This is a genomic window from Aeromonas sp. QDB62, from assembly GCF_027705695.1.
Classification (GTDB): Bacteria; Pseudomonadota; Gammaproteobacteria; order Enterobacterales; family Aeromonadaceae; genus Aeromonas; species Aeromonas allosaccharophila.
In genome coordinates this window covers 16731-39384 of record NZ_JAPDCD010000033.1, presented here as the reverse complement: position 1 = coordinate 39384, position 22654 = coordinate 16731, and the positions used below count along the sequence as shown (strand labels likewise).

General features: G+C 59.0%; 16 protein-coding genes. 13 read left to right on the top strand and 3 right to left on the bottom strand.

Translation table 11 applies throughout. The features are described from left to right. Positions 1-406 precede the first annotated feature (406 nt). The gene (sstT, locus tag OKC27_RS16145; RefSeq protein ID WP_042657395.1) at positions 407-1657 is read right to left on the bottom strand and encodes a serine/threonine transporter SstT; all 1251 of its coding nucleotides are present in this window, start codon (positions 1655-1657) and stop codon (positions 407-409) included. A 345-nt stretch (positions 1658-2002) separates the two neighbouring features. Between sstT and OKC27_RS16140 the strand changes: the two genes are divergently transcribed. The 4 genes from OKC27_RS16140 (at position 2003) to OKC27_RS16125 (ending at position 9276) form a co-directional block, all read left to right on the top strand. After that, complete coding sequence (locus OKC27_RS16140; protein ID WP_270806463.1) at positions 2003-3916, top strand: RecQ family ATP-dependent DNA helicase; 1914 nt, start codon at positions 2003-2005, stop codon at positions 3914-3916. Positions 3917-4528: 612 nt separating this feature from the next. Continuing rightward, positions 4529-6451: a PrkA family serine protein kinase gene (locus tag OKC27_RS16135; protein WP_075113556.1), complete on the top strand. Its 1923-nt coding sequence runs from the start codon at positions 4529-4531 to the stop codon at positions 6449-6451. Positions 6452-6474: 23 nt separating this feature from the next. Beyond that, positions 6475-7746: a YeaH/YhbH family protein gene (locus tag OKC27_RS16130; protein WP_270806462.1), complete on the top strand. Its 1272-nt coding sequence runs from the start codon at positions 6475-6477 to the stop codon at positions 7744-7746. Between the two features lie 9 nt (positions 7747-7755). After that, entirely contained in the window at positions 7756-9276 is a 1521-nt protein-coding gene (locus OKC27_RS16125) for a SpoVR family protein (RefSeq protein WP_042060437.1), read from the top strand. Positions 9277-9444: 168 nt separating this feature from the next. On the opposite strand, the gene fadJ is transcribed toward OKC27_RS16125, so the two are convergent. Continuing rightward, positions 9445-11592, bottom strand: a complete 2148-nt coding sequence (fadJ, locus tag OKC27_RS16120) for a fatty acid oxidation complex subunit alpha FadJ (RefSeq protein WP_270806471.1) — start codon at positions 11590-11592, stop codon at positions 9445-9447. After that, positions 11592-12902 carry an acetyl-CoA C-acyltransferase FadI gene (gene fadI / locus OKC27_RS16115; RefSeq protein WP_139408547.1) on the bottom strand — a complete coding sequence of 437 codons (1311 nt, stop codon included), beginning with the start codon at positions 12900-12902 and terminating at the stop codon, positions 11592-11594. Before fadI ends, fadJ begins: the two co-directional genes overlap by 1 nt. A gap of 182 nt (positions 12903-13084) precedes the next feature. Here fadI and OKC27_RS16110 point away from each other — a divergent pair, with 182 nt between their 5' ends. The 9 genes from OKC27_RS16110 to OKC27_RS16070 all read left to right on the top strand — a co-directional run bounded on the left by OKC27_RS16110 (position 13085) and on the right by OKC27_RS16070 (position 22484). Continuing rightward, entirely contained in the window at positions 13085-14035 is a 951-nt protein-coding gene (locus OKC27_RS16110; RefSeq protein ID WP_182970996.1) for an AAA family ATPase, read from the top strand. Continuing rightward, positions 14026-14928, top strand: a complete 903-nt coding sequence (locus OKC27_RS16105; protein ID WP_182970995.1) for a DUF58 domain-containing protein — start codon at positions 14026-14028, stop codon at positions 14926-14928. The genes OKC27_RS16110 and OKC27_RS16105 overlap by 10 nt, the downstream gene beginning before the upstream one ends. Beyond that, positions 14913-15452 (top strand): DUF4381 family protein, encoded by a 540-nt coding sequence (locus tag OKC27_RS16100; RefSeq protein ID WP_182970994.1) that lies wholly within the window; start codon positions 14913-14915, stop codon positions 15450-15452. Before OKC27_RS16105 ends, OKC27_RS16100 begins: the two co-directional genes overlap by 16 nt. Continuing rightward, positions 15449-16441 (top strand): VWA domain-containing protein, encoded by a 993-nt coding sequence (locus OKC27_RS16095; protein WP_182970993.1) that lies wholly within the window; start codon positions 15449-15451, stop codon positions 16439-16441. Before OKC27_RS16100 ends, OKC27_RS16095 begins: the two co-directional genes overlap by 4 nt. Continuing rightward, complete coding sequence (locus OKC27_RS16090; protein WP_182970992.1) at positions 16432-17886, top strand: vWA domain-containing protein; 1455 nt, start codon at positions 16432-16434, stop codon at positions 17884-17886. The genes OKC27_RS16095 and OKC27_RS16090 overlap by 10 nt, the downstream gene beginning before the upstream one ends. Positions 17887-17906: 20 nt before the next feature. Then, complete coding sequence (locus OKC27_RS16085; RefSeq protein WP_333563348.1) at positions 17907-19418, top strand: hypothetical protein; 1512 nt, start codon at positions 17907-17909, stop codon at positions 19416-19418. A 13-nt stretch (positions 19419-19431) separates the two neighbouring features. Further along, the gene (locus OKC27_RS16080; protein WP_182937527.1) at positions 19432-20031 is read left to right on the top strand and encodes a sigma-70 family RNA polymerase sigma factor; all 600 of its coding nucleotides are present in this window, start codon (positions 19432-19434) and stop codon (positions 20029-20031) included. Then, a complete protein-coding gene (locus OKC27_RS16075; protein WP_182937529.1) occupies positions 20024-20803 on the top strand; it encodes a DUF3379 domain-containing protein in 780 nt (259 codons plus the stop codon). The genes OKC27_RS16080 and OKC27_RS16075 overlap by 8 nt, the downstream gene beginning before the upstream one ends. Before the next feature lie 388 nt (positions 20804-21191). Then, on the top strand, positions 21192-22484 hold the full coding sequence (locus tag OKC27_RS16070) for an outer membrane protein transport protein (protein ID WP_075113546.1): 1293 nt from the start codon (positions 21192-21194) through the stop codon (positions 22482-22484). Positions 22485-22654: the final 170 nt, after the last annotated feature.

Here is a 22654-nt window from a genome sequence, read left to right as displayed (position 1 = left end):
CACCCCACACCACGCTGATACGCCCCTGCGAAATATCCAACCGTTGCATCGCCCCGAGACCTTTCCAAAGTGACGGGGCAACGGTTGATGCTGTCGCCCTCCCCACCTTTTACAGAGAGAGACAGGCGTGTATCCAGACAAGGGAAACGGCAGGATCGAACTGCTGCTATCGAATAGACCAGAGACAAATAGACCAGAGACACACAGAGAGGGGCAGCCACCAGAGGAAGGGAACTATCTAACATGAGGTCTGGATAGCAATTGGTGAGCGATACCAAGATAGCCTGTTACATGAAACATCAGCCAATGAACTTGCGACCAGCTCAAGCAGCGATGACGACATTGGCTCATAAAAAACGCCCTCCGAAGAGGGCGCAACATTATCGTGATGTAAACCGTTACCGGCTCACGCCTCGCTGCTGGGCAGCGCGGAAGGTTCCAGCAGGGTTTCATCTTCGGCCATACAAGCCGCGGCGGTGAACAGCACGTCGGTGGAGCTGTTAAGGGCTGTCTCGGCAGAATCCTGCAGCACGCCGATGATAAAGCCGACGGCTACCACCTGCATGGCGATATCGTTGCTGATGCCAAACAGACTGCACGCCAGCGGGATCAGCAGCAAGGAGCCACCGGCCACGCCGGACGCGCCACAGGCGCTGACCGTTGCAACCACGGAGAGCAGCACGGCCGTTGCCATGTCCACTTCCATCCCCAGGGTATGTACCGCCGCCATGGCGAGCACAGTGATGGTGATGGCCGCACCCGCCATATTGATGGTGGCACCCAGCGGGATGGAGACCGCGTAGGTATCTTCCGGCAGACGCAGTTTTTCACACAGCGTCATGTTGACCGGAATGTTGGCGGCAGAGCTGCGGGTGAAGAAGGCGGTCACACCGCTCTCTTTGAGGCAGGTCAGCACCAGCGGATAGGGGTTGCGCTTGATCTTCCAGAACACGATCAGCGGGTTGACCACGAAGGCGATAAACAGCATGCAGCCGATCAGCACCACCAGCAGTTGGGCATAGCCAAACAGCGCGTCGAAGCCGGTCTCGGCCAGGGTCGAGGCCACCAGACCCAGAATACCGAGCGGGGCGCAGCGGATCACCGCTTTCACTATGGTGGAGACACCGTGAGACAAGTCGGTGATCAGCGCCTTGGTGCTTTCGTTGGCATGGCGCATGGCGATACCCAGACCAATGGCCCACGCCAAGATCCCGATATAGTTGGCATCCATCAGCGCCTTGACCGGGTTGGTCACCACGTTGAACAGCAGAGTCTGCAGCACCTCGGTGATCCCGCCCGGCGGGGTGATCTCGGCAGTATTGGCGACCAGATGGAGGTTGGAGGGGAACAGGAAGCTGGCGACTACCGCGACCACGGCCGCAGAGAAGGTACCAAACAGATAGAGCAGCAGGATCGGTCGCATGTTGGTCTTCTGACCCTGCTTGTGACCAATAATGGCCGCCATGACCAGTACGAAGACCAGCAGCGGCGCCACCGCTTTCAGTGCGCCAACGAACAGGCTGCCGAGCAGACCTGCCGTTTTCGCCCACTCGGGCGCAAACAGTGCCAGCAAGATACCGAATACCAGACCAACCAGGATCTGGCTGACCAGACTGGTGCTATTGACCAGCCGAAGGAGGGGGTGTTGTTGTGTCATCAAAAAGTCCCTAGGCACCGTAGTGCATGAATCATGAGTCCTGTCAGCAATCTTGCACCCGAGCAACCCCTGTCGCCCGAGTGTGGTGTCTGTGGCCAGCCTTCTGTCGGGCCGATCCGCCAGTCACCGGATTGCATGACGGAATATCCCATTCGCCATCTTTTTTTTCCAGCGGCTCACCAAAAAATATCCTGTTTCCATCACAAAAAACCGCAACAAAACCTTAACTACAGCGCAACCACCCATTTTTGTACGTTTTATCGGCACACTCACCCTGCACCATGGGTCGCCATCCGTGACCGGTGTCACTGTGCTATCATCCCCCATTTGCTGCGGAGCCTTGCCATGATCCCATCCCTGCTCAACCAATATTTTGGTTTCTCCACACTCAGGCCAGGCCAGGAGACGGTGATCAGCCGGGTGCTGGCTGGCCAGAGTGCCGCCGCCATCTTCCCCACCGGCTCGGGCAAGTCCCTCTGCTATCAGCTGCCCGCCCTCGCCCTGCCCCACCTGACCCTGGTGATCTCGCCGCTGTTGGCGCTGATGCACGATCAGCTCGCCTTCCTCAAAAGCAAGGGAATAAGCGCCGCCACCCTCGACTCGAGCCAAAGCCCGGAGGAGAGCCGCAGAGTGATGCAGCAAGCGCTGGATGGGCAGCTCAAGATCCTGATGATCTCGGTGGAGCGGCTCAAGAACGAGCGTTTTCGCCGCTTTATCGAACAAGTGCCGCTCTCGCTGCTGGTCGTCGATGAGGCGCACTGCATCTCGGAATGGGGCCACAACTTTCGCCCCGACTACCTCAAGCTGCCGAGCTACCGCCATGACCTGAAGATCCCCCAGGTGTTGCTGCTGACCGCTACCGCCACACCCGCGGTTATTCAGGATATGCAGACCAAATTCGGCATCGAGCCTGAAGGAGTTGTAGTCACCGGTTTCTACCGATCCAATCTTGATCTGGCGGTCATTCCCTTGGCGCCCGACGCGCGAGATGGCTGGCTCGCACGAACGCTGACGCGAGAGCCGGCGGCACCCACCATCGTCTACGTCACCTTGCAGCACACCGCAGAAGCCTGCGCCGAGCAGCTCATTAGGCAAGGGATCAACGCCCGCGCCTACCATGCCGGACTCGACTCGGCGCTGCGCAGCCAGATCCAGCACGACTTCATGGCTGGCAAGGTGGATTGCATCGTCGCCACTATCGCCTTTGGTATGGGGATCGACAAAGCGGATATCCGGCGGGTCATTCACTACGATCTGCCCAAATCCATCGAGAACTACAGCCAGGAGATTGGCCGCGCCGGGCGGGATGGCCAACCATCACGCTGTATCGTGCTAGCCAACCAGAGCCAGCTGCCGGTGCTGGAGAACTTCGTCTACGGCGATACCCCGGATTTGAGTGCCATCCTCCAGCTGCTCGCCATCATCGGGCAGAGCGGGGCCGAGTGGGAATTCACCCTGCTGCGCCTCTCCAACGACACCAATATCCGCCAGTTGCCCCTTAAAACCCTGCTGGTCTATCTGGAGATGGCGGGCATCATCACCCCGGCCTACAGCTACTACGCCGACTACCGCTTCAAGTTTGTGCTGGATAAAGGCGAGATAGTGAGTCGCTTCAATCCGGATCGGCGCCAGTTTCTGGAGCAACTGTTCGCCTGCGCCCCGCAAGCGCGCAGCTGGTGCACCATGGACTTTGACGCCCTCTGGCAGGGCTATCAGGGAGAGCGGCAGCGGGCCGTTGCGGCGCTCGACTACCTGCAGCAACAGGGCTGGATCGAGCTCGAAAGCAAGCAGATGACCGAGGTCTACCGCATCACCCGTCAGGGGTGGGACAGCGAGCAGGAGGCTAACGCGCTCCATGCGCTCTTCTTGCAAAAAGAGCAGAGCGAGCTGGCAAGACTGCAAGCCATGCTCGACTTTTTCACCTCGGATGAATGCCTGAGTCACCGCCTCGCCCGCTATTTCGCCGATGAGGCAGCGCCGGTTCATTGCGGCCACTGTTCGGTCTGTCGCGGCGAGGTGGCGCATCTCCCGCCCCTGCCCCAACTGGCCATGCCAAACGAGGCGGGGATCCGCGCCTGGTGCGATCCGCTGATTGCCAAGACCGGTTCAGTGGATGCCCGGGTGCTGGCCCGTTTCCTGTGCGGTATCGCTACACCGCTGACCAGCAGGGTCAAAGCCAAATCGCTGGCGGGTGCAGGCCAACTGGCCGCACACCCGTTTGCCCGCGTCCTGACAGCTGTGCAACAAGCCTACCCTTGATCGGTGATCCCTATGATCGGGTGATCATGTGCGGCCTCTACATCCACCAGCAGCTATACGCGTCTGCGGATGCTGAAAAAAGAAGACCCTCGCGGTTGCGAGGGTCAAGCCAACGGAAACGTGCTTAAACAGAGCTTGGTGAGGTAACAGTCAACTCTCTTGCTAAAGCGTCATGCTGCTCACACATCGCCAATCTAGGGCACCCGAAATGTAGCGTCAATGTAAAAATTAGAGCTCAAGCTCCAAACAAGCGCATTTACGTTGACGTACACGTAATGACATTTTCATCCATAGCCCCGCCAGCCCGCCCCCCTGTTGCCTTTCATCGAAAGCCTTAATCTTTTCGCAATAAGTTCCCCGTTTCCCATAAACATTTATTTTTTATGTCTTTGACATTTACCTCACTATCGTGGCAAAAATAATTTAACAGTCAGTAACATAGCGGTGTTGTTGACTGACCCTTCCCGCACAAGGATCGGGCAGGATTCTTCAGAATTTAACCAATCAACCGTGATGGATTACTGGAGGCTGTTGACTAGGCTTTAAAAGCGCACAACACAAAAGCAGTCATCCACTTTTTTCAGGGTAAGCGACTATAACGAGGGCAAAGTTATGGGCATATTCGAGCATTACCAACAGCGATATGAGAAAGCGAGAGAAGAGGAATATACCATCCAGGAATTCCTGGATATGTGTAAGCAGGACAAAGCCTGCTATGCCTCCGCAGCCGAACGTCTGCTGACCGCCATCGGTGAGCCGGAGATGGTAGACACCTCTGCCAACCCCAGACTGAGCCGACTCTTCTCCAACCGCGTCGTGGCACGCTATCCCGCCTTCAAGGATTTCTACGGGATGGAAGAGGCCATCGAACAGATCGTCTCCTACCTCAAACACTCCGCCCAAGGGCTGGAGGAGAAGAAACAGATCCTCTATCTGCTGGGCCCCGTTGGCGGCGGTAAATCCTCGCTGGCAGAAAAACTAAAATCCCTGATGCAAAAGGTACCCATCTATCGCATCAAGGGCTCACCGGTCAATGATCACCCCTTCTGCCTGTTCGATATCGAAGAGGACGGGGAGATCCTGGAGAAAGAGTACGGCATCCCGCGCCGCTACCTGCGTCCCATCATGTCTCCCTGGGTGGCCAAGCGCCTGCACGAGTTTGGCGGCGATATCAGCAAGTTCAAGGTGGAGAAGGTCAACCCCTCCATCCTCGATCAAATCGCCATCGCCAAAACCGAGCCTGGCGATGACAACAACCAGGATATCTCCTCGCTGGTCGGCAAGGTCGACATCCGTATGCTGGAGCACTTCGCCCAGGATGACGCCGATGCTTATTCCTACTCCGGCGCGCTGTGCAAGGCGAACCAGGGTGTGATGGAATTTGTGGAGATGTTCAAGGCGCCCATCAAGGTGCTGCACCCGCTGCTGACTGCCACTCAGGAGGGGAACTACAACGGCACCGAAGGGCTCTCTGCCCTCCCCTTTGACGGCATCCTGCTGGCCCACTCCAACGAATCCGAGTGGCAGCAGTTCCGTAACAACAAGAACAACGAAGCCTTCCTCGACCGGGTCTACATCGTCAAGGTGCCTTACTGCCTGCGCGTCTCGGAAGAGGTGAAGATCTACGAAAAACTGCTGATCAACAGTGAACTGACCGACGCCAAATGTGCGCCGGGCACCCTCGAACTGCTGGGTCAATTCTCGGTACTGTCACGGCTGAAAGAGCCTGAAAACTCCAGCATCTACTCCAAGATGCGGGTCTATGATGGCGAGAGCCTCAAAGACACCGATCCGAAGGCGAAGAGCTATCAGGAGTATCGCGACTACGCCGGTGTAGACGAGGGGATGAATGGTCTCTCTACCCGTTTTGCGTTCAAGATCCTCTCCCGCGTCTTCAACTTCGACCACGCGGAAGTGGCCGCCAACCCGGTGCACCTCTTCTATGTGCTGGAGCAGCAGATCGAGCGCGAGCAGTTCCCGCAAGAGCTGCACGATCGCTACCTTGAGTTCATCAAGGGCTATCTGACCCCACGCTATGTGGAGTTCATCGGCAAGGAGATCCAGACCGCCTATCTCGAGTCCTACTCCGAGTACGGTCAGAACATCTTCGATCGCTACGTCACCTACGCCGACTTCTGGATCCAGGATCAGGAGTACCGTGACCCCGAGACCGGCCAGCTGTTTGACAGAGCATCCCTCAACAGCGAGCTGGAGAAAATTGAAAAACCCGCCGGGATCAGCAACCCGAAAGATTTCCGTAACGAAATCGTCAACTTCGTGCTGCGTGCCCGGGCCAACAATGCAGGCCGTAACCCCAACTGGACCAGTTACGAGAAGCTGCGCACCGTGATCGAGAAGAAGATGTTCTCCAACACGGAAGAGCTGCTGCCGGTTATCTCCTTCAACAGCAAAACCTCGGCCGAGGAGCAGAAGAAGCACGATAACTTTGTCGAACGGATGATGGAGAAAGGCTACACCCGCAAACAGGTGCGACTGCTCTCCGAATGGTATCTCAGGGTACGCAAGTCATCCTGACCCTGACTGTTCAAGGGGGAGTTATGGCGCATTTTATCGACCGCAGGCTCAACGGCAAAAACAAAAGCGCTGTCAATCGGCAGCGCTTCATCCGCCGCTACAAGAAGCAGATAAAACAAGCGGTCTCGGATGCTGTCTCCAAGCGCAGCATTCAGGACGTAGACAAGGGCGAGAACATCAGCATCCCGACCAAGGATATCGGCGAACCCCATTTCCATCAGGGGCAAGGCGGTAAACGGGAGATGGTGCATCCCGGCAATGATCAATTCGTCTCCGGCGACAAGATAGACCGCCCCAAAGGAGGGGGCGGAGGACAGGGGTCCGGCGAGGGACAGGCATCCAATCAGGGGGAAGGGGCCGATGATTTCGTGTTCCAGATCTCCAAGGATGAGTACCTGGATCTGCTGTTTGAGGATCTGGAGCTGCCAAGGCTGCAGAAAACCCAGCTCAACCAGCTGATGGAGATGAAAACCTACCGGGCGGGCTACACCTCCAACGGGGTGCCCGCCAACATCAACGTGGTGCGCTCCCTGCAAAATTCGCTGGCGCGGCGCATGGCACTGCAAGCGGGCAAGAAACGCCAGCTGCATGAACTGGAAGATCGGCTGGCCCTGCTGGCCGCCGATCCCAACGAACACTTTGCCGAAATAGCCCTGCTCGAGAAGGAGATCAGGGAGTTGAAACGGCGGATCGATGCGGTGCCGTTTATCGACACCTTCGATCTCAAGTTCAACAACTTCGTCAAACGGCCCGTCCCCTCCAGCCAGGCGGTGATGTTCTGTCTGATGGACGTCTCGGGCTCCATGGATCAAGCCACCAAGGAGATGGCCAAGCGTTTCTATATCCTGCTCTATCTGTTCCTGAGCCGGACTTACAAGAACGTCGAGGTGGTCTATATTCGCCACCACACCCAGGCCAAGGAGGTGAATGAACACGAGTTCTTCTACTCCCAGGAGACCGGCGGCACCATCGTCTCCAGCGCGCTCAAGATGATGAACGACATCATCAACGAGCGTTATCCCGCCAACCAGTGGAACATCTATGCGGCGCAGGCATCGGACGGTGACAACTGGGCCGATGACTCACCGCAGTGCAGGGAGATCCTGGCGCGAGACATCATGCCAAGGGTGCGCTACTACTCCTACATCGAGATCACCACCCGTGCCCACCAGACTCTGTGGCACGAATATGAATCGGTCGCCAGCCAGTTCCCCCATTTTGCGATGGAGCATATTCGCAAGGTCGAGGATATCTATCCGGTGTTCCGCGAGCTGTTCAAGAAACAAGCGGCGTGAGGAGGTCACATGATCGAAACTGAAAAACGTGTAGCGCCACTGGATGACGGACCAGACTGGAACTTCGATCTGCTGGAGACCTATCACCAGGAGATCGCCCGGGTCGCCCGTTTCTACAAGCTGGACACCTACCCCAACCAGATCGAGGTGATCACCGCCGAGCAGATGATGGATGCCTACTCCAGTGTCGGCATGCCCATCGGCTATCAACACTGGTCATTCGGCAAGCGCTTTATCCATACCGAGCGCAACTACAAGCGCGGCCAGATGGGGCTGGCCTACGAGATCGTCATCAACTCGGACCCTTGCATCGCCTACCTGATGGAGGAGAACACCATGCCGATGCAGGCGCTGGTGATGGCCCACGCCTGCTACGGTCACAACTCCTTCTTCAAGAACAACTACCTGTTCAAGGCGTGGACCGATGCGTCCTCGATCATCGACTACCTGCTGTTTGCCAAAAAATACATTACCGAGTGTGAAGAAAAACACGGTATTGAAGCAGTAGAGCGATTACTGGACTCCTGTCATGCACTGATGAACTACGGGGTGGATCGTTACAAGCGGCCCCAGAAGATCTCGATGGCGGAGGAGAAGCGGCGTCAGAAGGCGCGGGAAGATTATCTGCAGACTCAGGTCAACGAGCTGTGGCGTACCCTGCCCAAGCAGCATAAAGCCGCGGGGGTGGAGGACAGGCGCTACCCCGCCGAGCCCCAGGAGAACATTCTCTACTTCATCGAGAAGAATGCCCCCTTGCTGGAGCCCTGGCAGCGGGAAGTGGTGCGCATCGTGCGCAAGATCAGCCAGTATTTCTATCCGCAAAAGCAGACCCAGGTGATGAACGAGGGGTGGGCCACGTTCTGGCACTACACCATCCTCAATCACCTTTATGACGAGGGCAAGCTGAGCGATCGTTTCATGATGGAGGTGCTGCACAGCCACACCAATGTGGTCTATCAACCGGCCTACAACAGTCGCTACTACTCGGGGATCAACCCCTATGCGCTGGGGTTTGCCATGTTTACCGACCTGCGCCGCATCTGCGAGAACCCGACCGAGGAGGACAGACAGTGGTTCCCCGATTACGCTGGCAGCAACTGGGTCGAGACCCTCCACTTTGCCATGCAGAACTTCAAGGATGAGAGCTTTATCAGCCAGTTCTTAAGCCCGAAGGTAATGCGGGATATGAAGCTGTTCGCCATCGATGACGACGATCTGAAGAACTATCTGAAGGTCTCCGCCATCCACAATGACGAGGGGTACCGTCAGGTGCGCAACACCCTGTCGGCCCAGTACAACCTCAGCAATCTGGAACCCAACATTCAGGTCTACAATGTGGCCGTGAAGGGGGATCGCTCCCTCACCCTGCGCTATGTGCCCCACAACCGCATTCCCCTTGGCGACTCGCGTCATGAGGTGCTCAAACACCTGCATCAACTGTGGGGGTTCGACGTGGTGCTGGAGCAGGATAACGGCGATCTGCCACCCGATATCATCGGCCGCTGCCCGGAGCGCAAACCGGGGATCTGACCCGTGACCCGATATCTCGACGGCCCACTTCGGTGGGCTGTTTTTTTATCGGCCGCCTCTGCCTGCAGAATCGCTGTTCAAACCATACAACCCGCACACACCACAACATAGAAAGAGGCCCGAATGGGGTGCGGGCCTCTTTGCCTTGCGGTCAATCTGCAGCGGTTATCAGTAGAAGGTCTGCTGCTCTGCGGCCATCGCCTTGAGGCGGGCACAGGGAGCAAACCGGTCGCCGTGGCGCTTCTGATAATACTCCAGACGGCCAACCAGATGATCGATCCCGAGCGTGTCCATATAACGGAACGGGCCGCCGAGGAAAGGCGGGAAGCCGATGCCGAAGATGGCCCCGATATCGCCATCACGGGCCGAGCCCACCACTCCGCTATCCAGCGCCATGGCTGCTTCGTTGAGCATCAGCAGTACGCAGCGTTCGGCGATTTCTTGGCGGGCCAGCTTGGCGGAAGGTTTGATGCCGAGCACGCCATAGACGCTCTCATCCACCGTCTTCTTGCCCTCTTTGCCGGTCAGCTTGTTGCGCGGTGCCGCCTTGCCGTAGAGATAGAAACCCTTGCCGTTCTTGCGTCCCTTGCGATCGTTTTGCAGCAGCTTGTCGAACGCCTTGGGTGCCTGGAACTGCTCGCCACCCAGCTCTTTCTCGAGGATGGGGGAGATCTTGGCACCCACATCGATCCCCACCTCATCGAGCAAGGTGATGGGACCGACCGGGAAGCCAAAGTCCAGCAGCGCACTATCCAGCACCTCCACCGGCTCTCCTTCCAGCACCAGTCGCGCCGCTTCGTTCATGTAGGGCGCGAGAATGCGGTTGACGTAAAAACCGGCTTCGTCCTTCACCACGATGGGCGTTTTGCCCTGAGCACGGGCAAAAGCCAGGGTGGTGGCGACCGTCTCGGCACTGGTGCCAGCGTGGGGGATGATCTCCGCCAGCGGCATCTTGTCGACCGGGCTGAAGTAGTGCAGCCCCACGATCCGCTCCGGATGCGCCGCCTCTGCCGCAATCTGGTTGATGGGCAGGGAGGAGGTGTTGGAGGCAAACACGGTGTGCTCACCGCACTCACGCTCCACGTCTTTCACCATCTGGTGCTTGAGATTGAGATCCTCAAACACCGCCTCCACTACCATGTCGACCCGGTGGAAACCGGAGTAGTCGAGGGTACCGGTCAGCAGGCTCATCTGCTTTTCCAGCTCGCTGCGCAGGATGTGACGGCGCTTGAGCTTCTTGGCCAGAATGTCGTAGCTGTAGCGCATGGCGTTGCCGATACCGCTGCTGGCCACATCCTTGATCCGCACCGGTACGCCCGCCTTGGTGGCGGTGACGAACGCGATGCCGCCCCCCATCAGACCACCGCCCAGCACGGCGGCATGGGCCACCTTGCGCGGCTCGGCCCCTTGATAGGTAACCTCTTTCTTCATCTCGGTGGTGGCAAAGAAAATGGAGCGCAGGGCGGCAGACTCAGCCGTCATCACCAGCTCGCCAAAGTGGCGGGACTCGGCGGCGAGGCCAGCCTTCATCCCCTCCTCCACGCCGATACGCACAACGTCCAGGATCCGCTCCGGCGCCGGGTAGTTGCCACGGGTCTTGGCTTTCACCCCCTTGCTGGCCTGATCGAACAGCACCTTGCGGCCCAGCTTGTTGGTCTCCAGCACCTTGCCCTGCAGATCCCGTTTCAACTGATGGCGCGGTTTGCCCTTCTTGGCCAGCTTGATGGCAGCATCCAGCAGGATGGAAGGCGGCACCACATCGTCCACCAGCCCCAATTTCTTGGCCTGTTTGGCCCGCACCTGCTTGCCGGTCAGCATCAGATCCAGCGCCTTGGCTACCCCGATGAGGCGCGGCAAACGCTGGGTACCGCCAGAGCCTGGCAGCAGGCCGAGCTGAACTTCCGGCAATCCCAGCACGGTTTTGCCGTGCTCGGTCACCACCCGGCCATGACAGGCCAGCGCCAACTCCAGCCCGCCACCAAGGCAGGGACCGTGAATGGCGGCGATCACCGGAATGGTCAGTCCCTCGATCTCGGCAAAGATCTCCTGCCCTTCCCGCGACAGGGTCTCGGCATCCTTGGCACTGGTGCAGGCGGCCAGCATGGTGATATCGGCACCGGCGATGAAGGAGTCCTTCTTGCCGGAGGTGATCACCAGACCGATCAAATCCTTGTTGCGTTTGACCTCGGCCAGTACGGTGCGGATCTCCTCCACAAAGGCGGCCTTGAGGGTATTCATGCTCTCGCCCGGCACATCCATGGTGAGGATGCCGATGCCATCTTTGCGAACATCCAGGGAAAAAGTCTTAGCGTTCATCATTCAACCTCCAACACCATAGCCACGCCCAATCCACCCGCCGCACAAGCGGTGTTGAGCCCCAATCCCCCACCGCGACGACGCAACTCGTGCAGGGTCTGGGTGATCATCCGCGCACCGGTCGCGGCAAAGGGGTGGCCGTAGGCCAGCGAACCGCCGAGGACGTTGAACTTGTCCATGTCTACCTCGCCGATGGCCTGATCGCGGCCCAGCTTGTCACGGGCAAACTCGTGGCTGGCAAACATCTTGAGGTTGGCCAGAGTCTGGGCGGCGAAGGCTTCGTGCATGTCGATCAGGGTCAGATCGCTGAGCGTGATACCGGCACGGTCCAGCGCCAGCGGCGTGGCATAGGAGGGCGCCATCAACATGTCTTGCCATACATCGATGGCCGAAAAAGCGAAACTGCGGATATAGCCCAGCGGTTCGAGACCCAGCTCTTTCGCCCGCCCTTCCCGCATCAGCAGCACGGCGGCAGCGCCGTCGGTGAGCGGGGTGGCGTTAGCGGCAGTCACTGTGCCATGGACCCGGTCAAACACCGGTTTGAGCTTGGCGTAGCTCGCGAGATCCGAGCTTTCACGGATATTGTTGTCCCGCTCCAGCGGTGACTTGTAGGGCGGCACATGGGCGGTAAACACCTCGCCATTGAGCTTGCCATCGGCCCAGGCCTGAGCTGCCAGTGTGTGGGAGCGGTGAGCCAGCGCATCTTGCGCCTCGCGGCTGATCTGGTGACTCTTGGCCATCTGCTCGGCGGTCTGCCCCATGGAGAGACCGGTCGAATATTCCGCCACTGCAGGCGGCACCGGCAGCAGATCCTTGACCCGCAGTTGACGCAGAATATTGAAGCGCTGCTGCAAATTGCGCGCCTTGTTGAGATCCACCAACGCGCGCGCCAGCGTCTTGCTCACCCCGATGGGCAGCACGGAAGAGGAGTCGGCGCCGCCGGCGATGGCGATATCCACAGTACCGGCCATGATGGATTCGGTGACGTTGGCCACCGCCTGAAAACTGGTGGCGCAGGCGCGGGAGACACTATAGGCATCGGTGGTGACGCTCATGCCGGTCCCGAGCACGATCTCGCGGGCAATGTTGGGGGCTTCCGGCATCTGCACCACCTGGCCAAACACCAGCTGGTCGATCAGCATGGGATCGAGATCGGTGCGGGCGAGCAACTCGCTCACCACCAGTTTGCCGAGATCGACTGCTGGCACGCCATGAAAGGCGGTGGCCTGCTTGGCAAAGGGGGTACGCAGCCCCGCCACGACGGCAATCCGTTCGCCCTGGCGAGTCGTCAGTTTCAATGGCTGTTTCATCCTGGCTCCTTGGTTTAAAAGGCAGAGGTCTGACCTCATTGCGCCACATCTTAACAATCCAATCACAAGTTTCATACAGCTGATTGAAACTAAATTAAGCACGGCAAGGCCCCTTTGCTCGCCCTTGGGGAGCAACTGGAGTATAAAAAGATCAACTTCCATAAAAACAACGGGTTTATCGCATGGCAGCGGCCGAGTTCAGCGCACTTAGGGACTATCTTGGCAGTCAGATTCTGGGGCAGGAGGAGCTCATTGAAGGGCTCCTGATCGCCCTGTTATGTGAAGGACATGTGTTAATCGAAGGGGCGCCCGGTCTTGCCAAAACCCGCGCCGTCAAGGCGCTCGCTGGCGCTGTCGAGGGGCGCTTTGCTCGCATCCAGTTCACCCCTGATCTGCTCCCGGCAGATCTCACCGGCAGCGAGGTGTTCCACCCGCAGGATGCCAGTTTTGTATTCCAGCCCGGCCCCCTGTTCAACCATCTGGTGCTGGCAGACGAGATCAACCGGGCACCGGCCAAGGTGCAATCGGCGCTGCTGGAAGCCATGGCCGAGCACCAGATCACCGTGGGCAAAAAGAGCTGGCGGCTGCCGCCTCTCTTTATGGTGGCCGCTACCCAGAATCCCATCGAGCAGGAGGGGACCTATCCCCTGCCGGAGGCTCAGCTCGACCGTTTTTTGCTCAAGTTGATGGTGGACTACCCCAGCCCCACCATGGAACTGGCCATCTTGCAGCTCAACGCCAGCGGCGAACAACTTGGCGCGGTGCCAGTGACCCTGAGTCAGACCACCTTGCAACGTGCCCGCAGCGAGGTGCTGGCGGTCACCATGCAAAGCCGACTGGAGCACTATCTGGTGGAGCTGGTCTGCGCCACCCGCCCGGGCAGCGGTCTGTGCCCGGCTCTTGAACCGCTGATTGCCGTGGGGGCCAGCCCCCGCGCCACGCTGGGGCTGGCTCGCTCTGCCCGCGCCCGAGCCTGGCTTGCAGGACGTGATTATGTGCTGCCGGAAGATATCCAGCTGCAAGCCTATCCGGTGCTGCGCCACCGCCTTATTCCCAGCTATCAGGCACTGGCCGACAATCTGGATAATGACATTCTGATCGCCCAACTGCTGGATCAGGTGCCATGCCCCTAGATCCCTGCCTGCATCCCGATATCGCCCTGTCGCTGCCACAGCTGCTCAATATCCGGCTCTGGGCCAACGCCAGAGCCAGACCAAGAGCAGGCAAAAGCAGCAGCGAACGAGGCAAACCGGGCCGCTCCCCCGGGCTCACGTTTCGGGAGCTGCGCGCCTATCAGGCTGGTGACGAAGTGCGCCACATCGACTGGCGGGTGACGGCTCGCCTCGGTCGTCCCTATACCCGCCTCTATAGCGAGGAGCTCGATCAGGCGCATTGGCTGCTGCTCGATCTCTCTCCCGCCATGTATTTCGGCTCCACGCTGCAGCTCAAGGCGCGCCTTGCCTGCGAGCTGGCGGCGGCCCTGATCTGGCAAGGAATGAAGCAACACAACACTCTGATCTGCCACGGGCTTATTCCCCAACACCAGAGCCAGCGCGGCAGCGTACTGCCCCTGCTCGAATCCCTCTGCCATCACTACCAGCAAGGGCTGGCACGACGTGCGCTCTCTCACTCGCTGGGTGACATCTTGTCCGGCGTGAAGCTGCCTCACGGAGCCAAGTTGACGATCATCACCGATCACAGGCCCTGCGAGTCGGCGCTCTGTCAGCAGTTGCAGTTGCTCTCGCGGCGCCACGATATTCACTATTGGCAGATCCGCGATCCCCTCGAGGCAGCCCTTCCCCAAGGCGGCCAGCTACCGGTGGCCATCGATCGGCCTGGGCAACACTATCAGGGCTGGCTGGATGGAGGCCATGCCGGTTTTTCCCAGCGCTACCGGCAAGCCGCCGAGCAGCAGCTGGCCCACAGCAAGCAGCAGTTGCTGCCGCTGGTGCAGCGCCTCTATCTGCTCGATAACAGCCAGACGCTGCAACAACAGTGGCAGGAGGGGTTATGTCATCAGGGATGATCACGCCCGCCGAACTCGACAGCGCCAGTCCCGCCTCCGAGGCCATTACCCCGCCACTGACCGCCCTGATGCGCGACATCCACCCGGGGCCGGATCTGATTGAACAGAGTCTTGATCCCAGGGTGCAGGCGCTATTGTGGCTGCTGATCACCGGCTTATTGCTGCTACTGATCGTCCTGATTGCCCAGAGAGTGATACGTTACCGCCGCTGGTGCCGCCAGCTGGAGGGGGATCCGGCGCTACTGGTGGCACGCATACAGGAAGCCCTGCGTCATGAAGCGCTGCAACGCTGGCCCGAGGCGCGCCAACAGCAAGGAGAGGCGTGGCTCGCCTTTGTCGATCGTCACGGCGGCAGCGATTTCAGCCAGTTCGCCCCTCACTGGAGCAGTTGGCTCTATGGCAGCCAGAACCCGAGCCGCGAGCAGTGCGAACAGTTGCGGCAATATTATCGCCGCTGGGGTCAAACCCTCTTTTTGCAGCTCTCCCCTCGCTCGGGGCGCAAAGCCACGCGGAGGCATTCATGATCCTGGCCTGGCCCTGGTTTGCGCTGGCGCTGGTGCTGCCCTTGCTGGTGCGCTTCGGATTGCCGCCCCTACGCCGCGGTTATCTGGCTCACCCCGGGTTTGCGCTGCTGCGTCCCCACGCCGGATTGCCGCTCTGGCGCGCCATGCTGCTCTGGGGTGCCCTCATCCTCGCCCTCTGCCGCCCCCAGTGGTGGGGGGAACCGGTTATCCAATATGAAGGGAATCGGGATCTGCTGCTGGCGGTGGACCTGTCAGACAGCATGCGCACCCCGGATATGCTCGACAACGGTGAGCAGCAAGCACGGCTGACGGCAGTGCGCCAGCAGATCAAGGCGCTGATCGCCAAACGGGCCGGAGACAGGGTGGGCCTTATTGTCTTTGCCGATCACGCCTACCTGCTCTCTCCCCTCACTCAGGAGATCCCGGCGCTGTTGACCTTGAGCGACGAGCTCGATTTTGATCTGGTCGGCCGTACCACCGCCCTTGGCGAGGCGATCCAGCTGGCACATCAGCATGGGGATCCCCATCGCCCCACCGCCCTGCTGCTGGTCACCGATGGCCGCAATACCGCAGGCAACGCGGATCCGCTGCAAGAGGCCAAACTCGCCGCGGCGCAGGGAATACGGATCTATACGCTGGGGGTCGGAGCCGATCCCGATACCTTTATCCAACCCTACGATGAGGCAGGCAGCGGTCAGGCTGATCCCAGCAGCGAACTGGACGAGCCGCTTCTTCAAGCGCTGGCGCAGACAGGCCAGGGACGCTACTTTCGGGCACGTACCCAGAGCGATCTCGATGCCATCAACGCGACCCTCAATGCCCTTGAACCAGCCCCTATGCCCGTTGCCCAGTACCAGCCGGTGATCGAGCTCTACCCCTGGCCGTTGGCACTGCTTTGTGGCTTGCTGCTTCTGCCATCAGGGCACGGCAGGCTGGAGTTTCGCATGGTGCGTAGCTGGCTGGCACGAGGCGCGCGCAGATGGAGCTGATCTTGCTCCGTCCCCTGTGGCTGATCGCACTCATCCCCTGGCTCTGGCAAGGGTGGCGCCATCATCGCCAGCCGCCGCTGCTCGCACCTGTGATGCAGGCTTATCTGCTGCCAGCATCCCGTCCTCAGCACCCCTGGCTCTGGCTGGCAACCCTGCCCGTCATTTTGGCCTTGAGCGGACCGGCACTGCGCGGTGAGCTGCAACAGCAGCCTGCGGCACCGCTCGATATCTGGCTGCTGGACTTGTCACGCTCGATGACCGCCACCGATCTCAAACCGGATCGGGCGACCCGGGTCAGATGGCAGCTGCAGCAACTGCTGAGCGGTGCCAAGGGGGAGCGCATTGCACTGATCCTCTACGCAGGCGATGCCTATCTCGCCATGCCGCCCACCCGGGATCATCAGGCCCTTGCGCTGCTGCTGCCCGACTTGCGCCCCGATATCATGCCGCTGCAGGGCAGCAACCCGGCACGGGCCGTTGAGCTTGCCATGAAGCAGATTGCTCCCGGTGAACAGGCGCGTCTGCTGCTGATCACCGACGACCTCACCACGAACCAGATGACCCAAATTGCTGCCCTGTGGCCCTGCCAGCAGCGCCTTCTTTGCCGCGACACCCAGTCGGCTCGACTCGATATTCTGCTCGCCAGCAGCGGTCAACCGGCCCCCATGCCCGCTATCCCGGCCAATGAGTTAGGGTTTGCCACCCGCATGCCCGAGCAGTTGCCCACCCCCGATAGTCAGGCCATTGCCGCACTGGCCAATCGGCTCGGCGGTGAGCTGCAATGGCTTGGCAGCGACGTTCCTCGATTTGCCCCCCTCCCCACCACGACCTCGGCCCTCACCCCGGCACCACTGGATCTTGGCCCCTGGTTGCTGATCCCCTTGTTACCGCTGGCCTTGCTTGCCAGAGTCGGCGCCCGGCTGATGGTGGTGGCGCTGATGGTGGGAGCGCAGCTGCTTGCGCCACAAGATCTGCAAGCGGCAGAGAGAGGGGAGCTGCAAGCGATGCAGGCTTATCAAGAGGGAGATTTTCAGCAGGCAGCCCGCACCTTCAATGATCCGGTCTGGCGCGGCAACGCCTGGTATCGGGCTGGAGCATACCGGCAAGCCATCGCAGCCTATCAGCAAGCGGCGAGCGCCACTGCCCACTACAACCGCGGCAATGCCCTGCTGCAACTGGGGGAGTTTGCGGCAGCCAAGGAGGCCTATCTGGCCGCTCTGGCGCTGGAGCCCAGCCATGAGGATGCGCTCTATAACCTCTCTCTGTTACAAGGCGGTGCGGCGGCAGCCCCCAACACCAACAGCAGCAAGCATCCCGAACCATCTGCTGATCAGCAGGCAGCGGCAATGCCCCTGCCCCCCTCTCCCCCGGTGTTGCTGCTGGAGCAGCGGCTGCGCAAAGAGGCTCTGCGCCGTGATCTGATCAAGGTGGAGGAGCCCTGGTGACGCGGGCAGGATGGGGACTGTTGCTCGCACTGGCGAGTCCACTTGCTTGGGCCTTACCCCCTCGCGCAGAGCTGCTGCCGGGGGCCGACTCCAGCGATTGGCTGCTGATCATCGAAGCGGATGGCGAGCGCCAGAGCAGCGAGCTGGAAATCACCCCCCTACTGCGCCAGTTTGCAGTGGGCAGAGTGACCATGAGCCGGGTCACGACCCCGGTACAACAACTGACACGCTGGCAGATCCCGCTGCACCAGAGCGACTCACCCGCGAATGCAGAGGTGGTGATTGCCCCGCTCAAGCTGGGAAATGAGTTTACCCCCTCGCTTACCCTGCCATTGAGAGAGGCGAAAACAGCGGCGCTGCCACAGCCCGAGGCACCCTCGCCCCTCGAGATGCAGGCAAGCCTTGATCATCAGGGCCCGCTCTATCCCGGCCAGCCGGTGCTCTACCGGCTAACCCTTTGGCTGCCCACCAGCATGCAAAACCCGGCCCTGAGCGAGCTCAGTTCTGCCCACTTCACCATCCGTCGTCTCGGTAGCGATGAGTGGATCGCCCCCGCTCAGGCGGGTCTGCCCGGCAGGCTCACCCGCAGCTGGCTCGTTCAGGCAAAGGCGCCGGGGCTCTGGCACCTCGACTCCCCCCGCTTGCAGGGGCAGCTCACGCAGCAAGGGGGAAAAGCGCAAAAACTCTCGGCCCGCGCGGCACCACTCGAGATTCGAGTAGACAAGGCCCCCGCCACGCCGGTGGCCACCCGGCTGACCCTGAGCCATCGGCTTGAACCAGCCACCACGGGAGAAGTCGGTGAACCCCTGGTCCGGATCCTCACCCTGACCATGGAAAATGGTGACAGCGGCCAGATCCAGCTTGCTCCCCTGCTGGCCCATCAACTGCCCACGGGTGTGCAGGCCCATCCTGATGGCGAACAACAGCAGGAGCGTTATCGCGATGGCAAGCTGCTGTTTGAGCGACAATGGCGCCAGACTCTGGTTGCGGAGCAGAGCGGTGACTACCAGCTCCCCCCTATAGACCTGCCCTGGTTTAATACCCAAAGTGGCCGGATTGAGCAGGCCAGCCTGCCCGCCATCACGCTGACGTTCCAGCCAGCGACACGTTCGCAACCTGATGCTCAGCGTCCACAGATGGCGCTGCGAGAGAGCCTTTGGTGGGTCGTGCTGGCCCTGGCGCTGCGTGCGCTATGGCGCCATGGGCCCCGCTGGCACGCCTTCTATAGACTGCAGCGCGCCCTTGGCCAACATCAGCCGGATGCCAGTCGCAAGGCGCTGATCCAGTGGGCGAGTTTGCGCTGGCAAGTCCCCTGTTATCAATCAGGCCAGTTGCCTGGCGCTGGGCATAATCGGGTCGGCAACGCGCTTGGTGAACTCGAGCGAGCCTGTTTTTCCCGGCCCTCTTCTGGCCAGCCCATCGAGTGGCGCACTCTGGCGCGTACCCTCAGGGCTGATGAAAGCGCCGGTATTGCGCACCTGATTTACCTGCTGGCGCACGGGAGTGCTCGCTCCCGCCGCCACGCCCCCTGACAAGGATTGCCCTATGGCACTGCTGTTTTTTAGAAAAAAACGTGCTCGGCAGCATATTGGTGGAAATGATCCGGCCACTTCGCCGGTCTCTGATCCCATGGCTGACAAACAAACCAAATTTGAAGCACTGGTTCATGCACTGCACGGCGATCTCTACCGCTATGCCTATTGGCTGGCCCGGGATCCCAACATGGCGGAAGATCTGGTGCAAGAGACCTTCCTGCGTGCCTGGAAGGCGATCGATACCCTGCAAGATGACAAGGCGGCCAAGGGGTGGCTGATCACCATCCTCAGACGGGAGAACGCCCGCCGCTTCGAACGCAAACAGCTGGAGCTGGTGGATCTCGACGATCACCCTCAGCCCCAGCACGACACGCTGCACAACGAACAGCAGATGGAGCACGAGTGGTTGCACCGTCACATCGCCCGTCTGCCCGAGGAGTATCAGGAGCCACTGCTGCTGCAAGTCGTGGGAGGATTCAGTGGTGAAGAGATCGCCGAGATGCTCGGCCTCAACAAGAACACCGTCATGACCCGACTGTTTCGCGCCCGCAACCAGATCAAGGAGGCGATGGAGCAGAAGAACCAAGCAAGAGGACACGGACATGGATGAACTCGAATTTCGCCGCAACGCCATGATCCAGCCCAACGATCAACAGCCGGACTTTCTCAAAGCCGCTGAAGTCAGCCAGGCCAATCGGAACTACCTCGACGAGATGAAGCAGTTCGACAGAAGCCTCAAGCGCGCCATGCAGGTAGAGGTCCCCGCCGGACTGGCCGAGCGGATCCTGCTCAGGCAAGCCATGCTGCAAGACAGTGACACGCAAGATGATATGCCGCCATCCCGACCCCTTGGTACAGTGCCAGTCAAGATCCGGACATCGACATCCTGGCGCCAGATCGCCCTGGCCGCATCGGTCGCCTTCCTGCTGGGGATGAGCACCCGCTGGATTTCGCTGCCAGAGACGACGCCCACGGCCCTCTCCCTCGCACAAGTGGCCATGGCCCACGTCTATGGCGAAGCGCCCTTTATCCAGGGTATCGACGAACGGGTCAATTTGCAGAGCATCAATGCCAAGCTGGAGATGTACGGAGTAACCCTGAAGGAGATGGATGGACTGAAGGTGACCTATGTCAATCACTGCTCGTTTTATCAGGGGCCAGCTTTGCATATGGTGATCAGGGGAGAGATGGGGCCAGTCACCCTCTTTATCGTGCCCAAACATGTCCCGCTAACCCTGCAACAGGCCAACTTTGAAGATGGCACCCTCAAAGGGGAGATAGTCCGGCTAAAAGGGGCCAATATGGTGCTGATTGGCGAGATGAAAGAGCCACTTGCACCCGTTGCCAGCGCACTACAGTCACAGCTGCAGTGGGCCATTTAACAAAGCCTGATCAGACCTGAATGACAGGCAGCCGTCACGAGCGGCTGCCTGTTTCCCACCGTTTCCCCCGCGTTGTCGCTCATTTGCCTCAAAATATCGAAAAATCGGCAAAATTATTTTTGTGACCTGGATCGGCAATCCAGGTCAATAATCCGCCGTTACCCTATGAAACTGATGAATTAAACAGCAAGTTAAAACAAATGATTAACACATCGATCACTTTTATGTATTCTGCTGTCACTGGTCTGATTTCTTACCTCCTACCAGATCCATAGAATCACGCCAGAATTGATTGGGAAGAAGCTGAAATAAAAACGGATTTTGTCGGGGTTTGCATTGAACGTGCAGCCAATATCGGCAAAAAAATCTGCCTACAAGAGAGAACACCATGACGACAACTATTTTCAAGAAGAGCCTGATTGCCGCCACCATCGCGCTGGCCACCGGTCAAGTCCATGCCGCGGCATTCCAGTTGAACGAGCACTCGGCCTCCGGTCTGGGTCGCGCCTATGCCGGTGAAGCGGCTATCGCCGACAACGCCTCCGTACTGGCCCGTAACCCTGCAGCCATGACCACCTTCGACAAGATGGCGGTCTCTGTCTCCGGCACCTACATCAAACCGGATGTGGATGTTGAGGGCAAAATAGGTGGGGTTCTCCCAGCCAGTGAAAGTGGTATTGCGCCTGCCGCTTTCGTCCCCGCCTCTTATTTTATTCAGCCGCTGAATGACCAATGGGCTTGGGGTATCGGCCTATTTTCAAATTACGGCCTGTCTACCGAATATTCTGAGGCATTCAATGCGGGTTCAGCGGCAGGCAATACAGAGCTGGTCACCTTCAATATCAACCCTAATATTGCCTATCGTATCAACGAACAATTCAGCATTGGTGCAGGTATTAACGCTGTTTACGGTGCTGCGGAGCTCAACCGTTTTGCCGGTTTTAATCTAAGCGGGCTCCCGAAAGATACAAATGTCGCACATCTCAAAGGTGACACATGGGGCTTCGGGTGGAACGTTGGAACTCTCTATGAAGTCAACGAAAACCACCGTTTTGCTCTGACTTATCGCTCACAAGTGGATATGAGCTTTGATGGTGATTTTCAGGGCTCGACTGCCGGCGTAGCAGGTCTCCAGAATGGCAAGCCTGTATTTAAAACCGTAGATGGTAACCTGAAGCTGGATTTGCCAGCTCAGGCAGAATTTGCGGGTTATCACCGTCTTAATCCGCAATTTGCAGTTCATTACTCCGTCAACTGGACAGACTGGAGTGCGTTTGAAGAACTGAAAGCAACCAGCAGTGGCTGTAAAGATGGCGCAATTGTTGGCCAATGCTTGCAAAAACCCGAGAATTTTAAAGATTCCCTCCGTTATTCCATCGGTGGTACCTGGTATATCAATCCGGCCTGGGAAGCTCGTCTGGGCTTTGCCTATGACAATAGCCCGATCGAAGCCGAATACCGTAGCCTGAGTATCCCCGACTCAGACCGTATCTGGTATAGCGCAGGTGCCACCTACCACATCAACACCGATATGAGCGTTGACTTTGGTATGGCATATCTGGACGGCAAAGAAGTTGACGTCAACGAAGGTCTGCCAAAACATGACAGCACTACTCGCTGGCAGGGTACTTCCCACGGCAACGCCTTCCTGGCCTCTGCTCAGTTCAACATGAAGTTCTGATTATTGATAAAATGGAAAGAGCGCCATCAGGCGCTCTTTTTTTGTCCATAAAATCCATTTCAGCGCACAGATGTAGCACACACGTGTTTATTTTTCTTTTTTAATCAAACTATTAGAGTGCTTCTCCCCAGCATTAAATCTTGTTTTGTCCTGAGACCCACCATGTCCGT

Bases quoted from the DNA above. Each gene is read 5' to 3' on its own strand.
- OKC27_RS16105 (WP_182970995.1), top strand. From the start codon at position 14,026: ATGCCCCTAGATCCCTGCCTGCATCCCGATATCGCCCTGTCGCTGCCA.
- OKC27_RS16080 (WP_182937527.1), top strand. From the start codon at position 19,432: ATGGCACTGCTGTTTTTTAGAAAAAAACGTGCTCGGCAGCATATTGGT.
- OKC27_RS16075 (WP_182937529.1), top strand. From the start codon at position 20,024: ATGGATGAACTCGAATTTCGCCGCAACGCCATGATCCAGCCCAACGAT.
- OKC27_RS16130 (WP_270806462.1), top strand. From the start codon at position 6,475: ATGGCGCATTTTATCGACCGCAGGCTCAACGGCAAAAACAAAAGCGCT.
- OKC27_RS16135 (WP_075113556.1), top strand. From the start codon at position 4,529: ATGGGCATATTCGAGCATTACCAACAGCGATATGAGAAAGCGAGAGAA.
- OKC27_RS16090 (WP_182970992.1), top strand. From the start codon at position 16,432: ATGGAGCTGATCTTGCTCCGTCCCCTGTGGCTGATCGCACTCATCCCC.
- OKC27_RS16110 (WP_182970996.1), top strand. From the start codon at position 13,085: ATGGCAGCGGCCGAGTTCAGCGCACTTAGGGACTATCTTGGCAGTCAG.
- OKC27_RS16125 (WP_042060437.1), top strand. From the start codon at position 7,756: ATGATCGAAACTGAAAAACGTGTAGCGCCACTGGATGACGGACCAGAC.
- OKC27_RS16070 (WP_075113546.1), top strand. From the start codon at position 21,192: ATGACGACAACTATTTTCAAGAAGAGCCTGATTGCCGCCACCATCGCG.
- OKC27_RS16140 (WP_270806463.1), top strand. From the start codon at position 2,003: ATGATCCCATCCCTGCTCAACCAATATTTTGGTTTCTCCACACTCAGG.
- fadJ (WP_270806471.1), bottom strand. From the start codon at position 11,592: ATGAACGCTAAGACTTTTTCCCTGGATGTTCGCAAAGATGGCATCGGC.
- fadI (WP_139408547.1), bottom strand. From the start codon at position 12,902: ATGAAACAGCCATTGAAACTGACGACTCGCCAGGGCGAACGGATTGCC.
- OKC27_RS16095 (WP_182970993.1), top strand. From the start codon at position 15,449: ATGATCCTGGCCTGGCCCTGGTTTGCGCTGGCGCTGGTGCTGCCCTTG.
- OKC27_RS16100 (WP_182970994.1), top strand. From the start codon at position 14,913: ATGTCATCAGGGATGATCACGCCCGCCGAACTCGACAGCGCCAGTCCC.
- sstT (WP_042657395.1), bottom strand. From the start codon at position 1,657: ATGACACAACAACACCCCCTCCTTCGGCTGGTCAATAGCACCAGTCTG.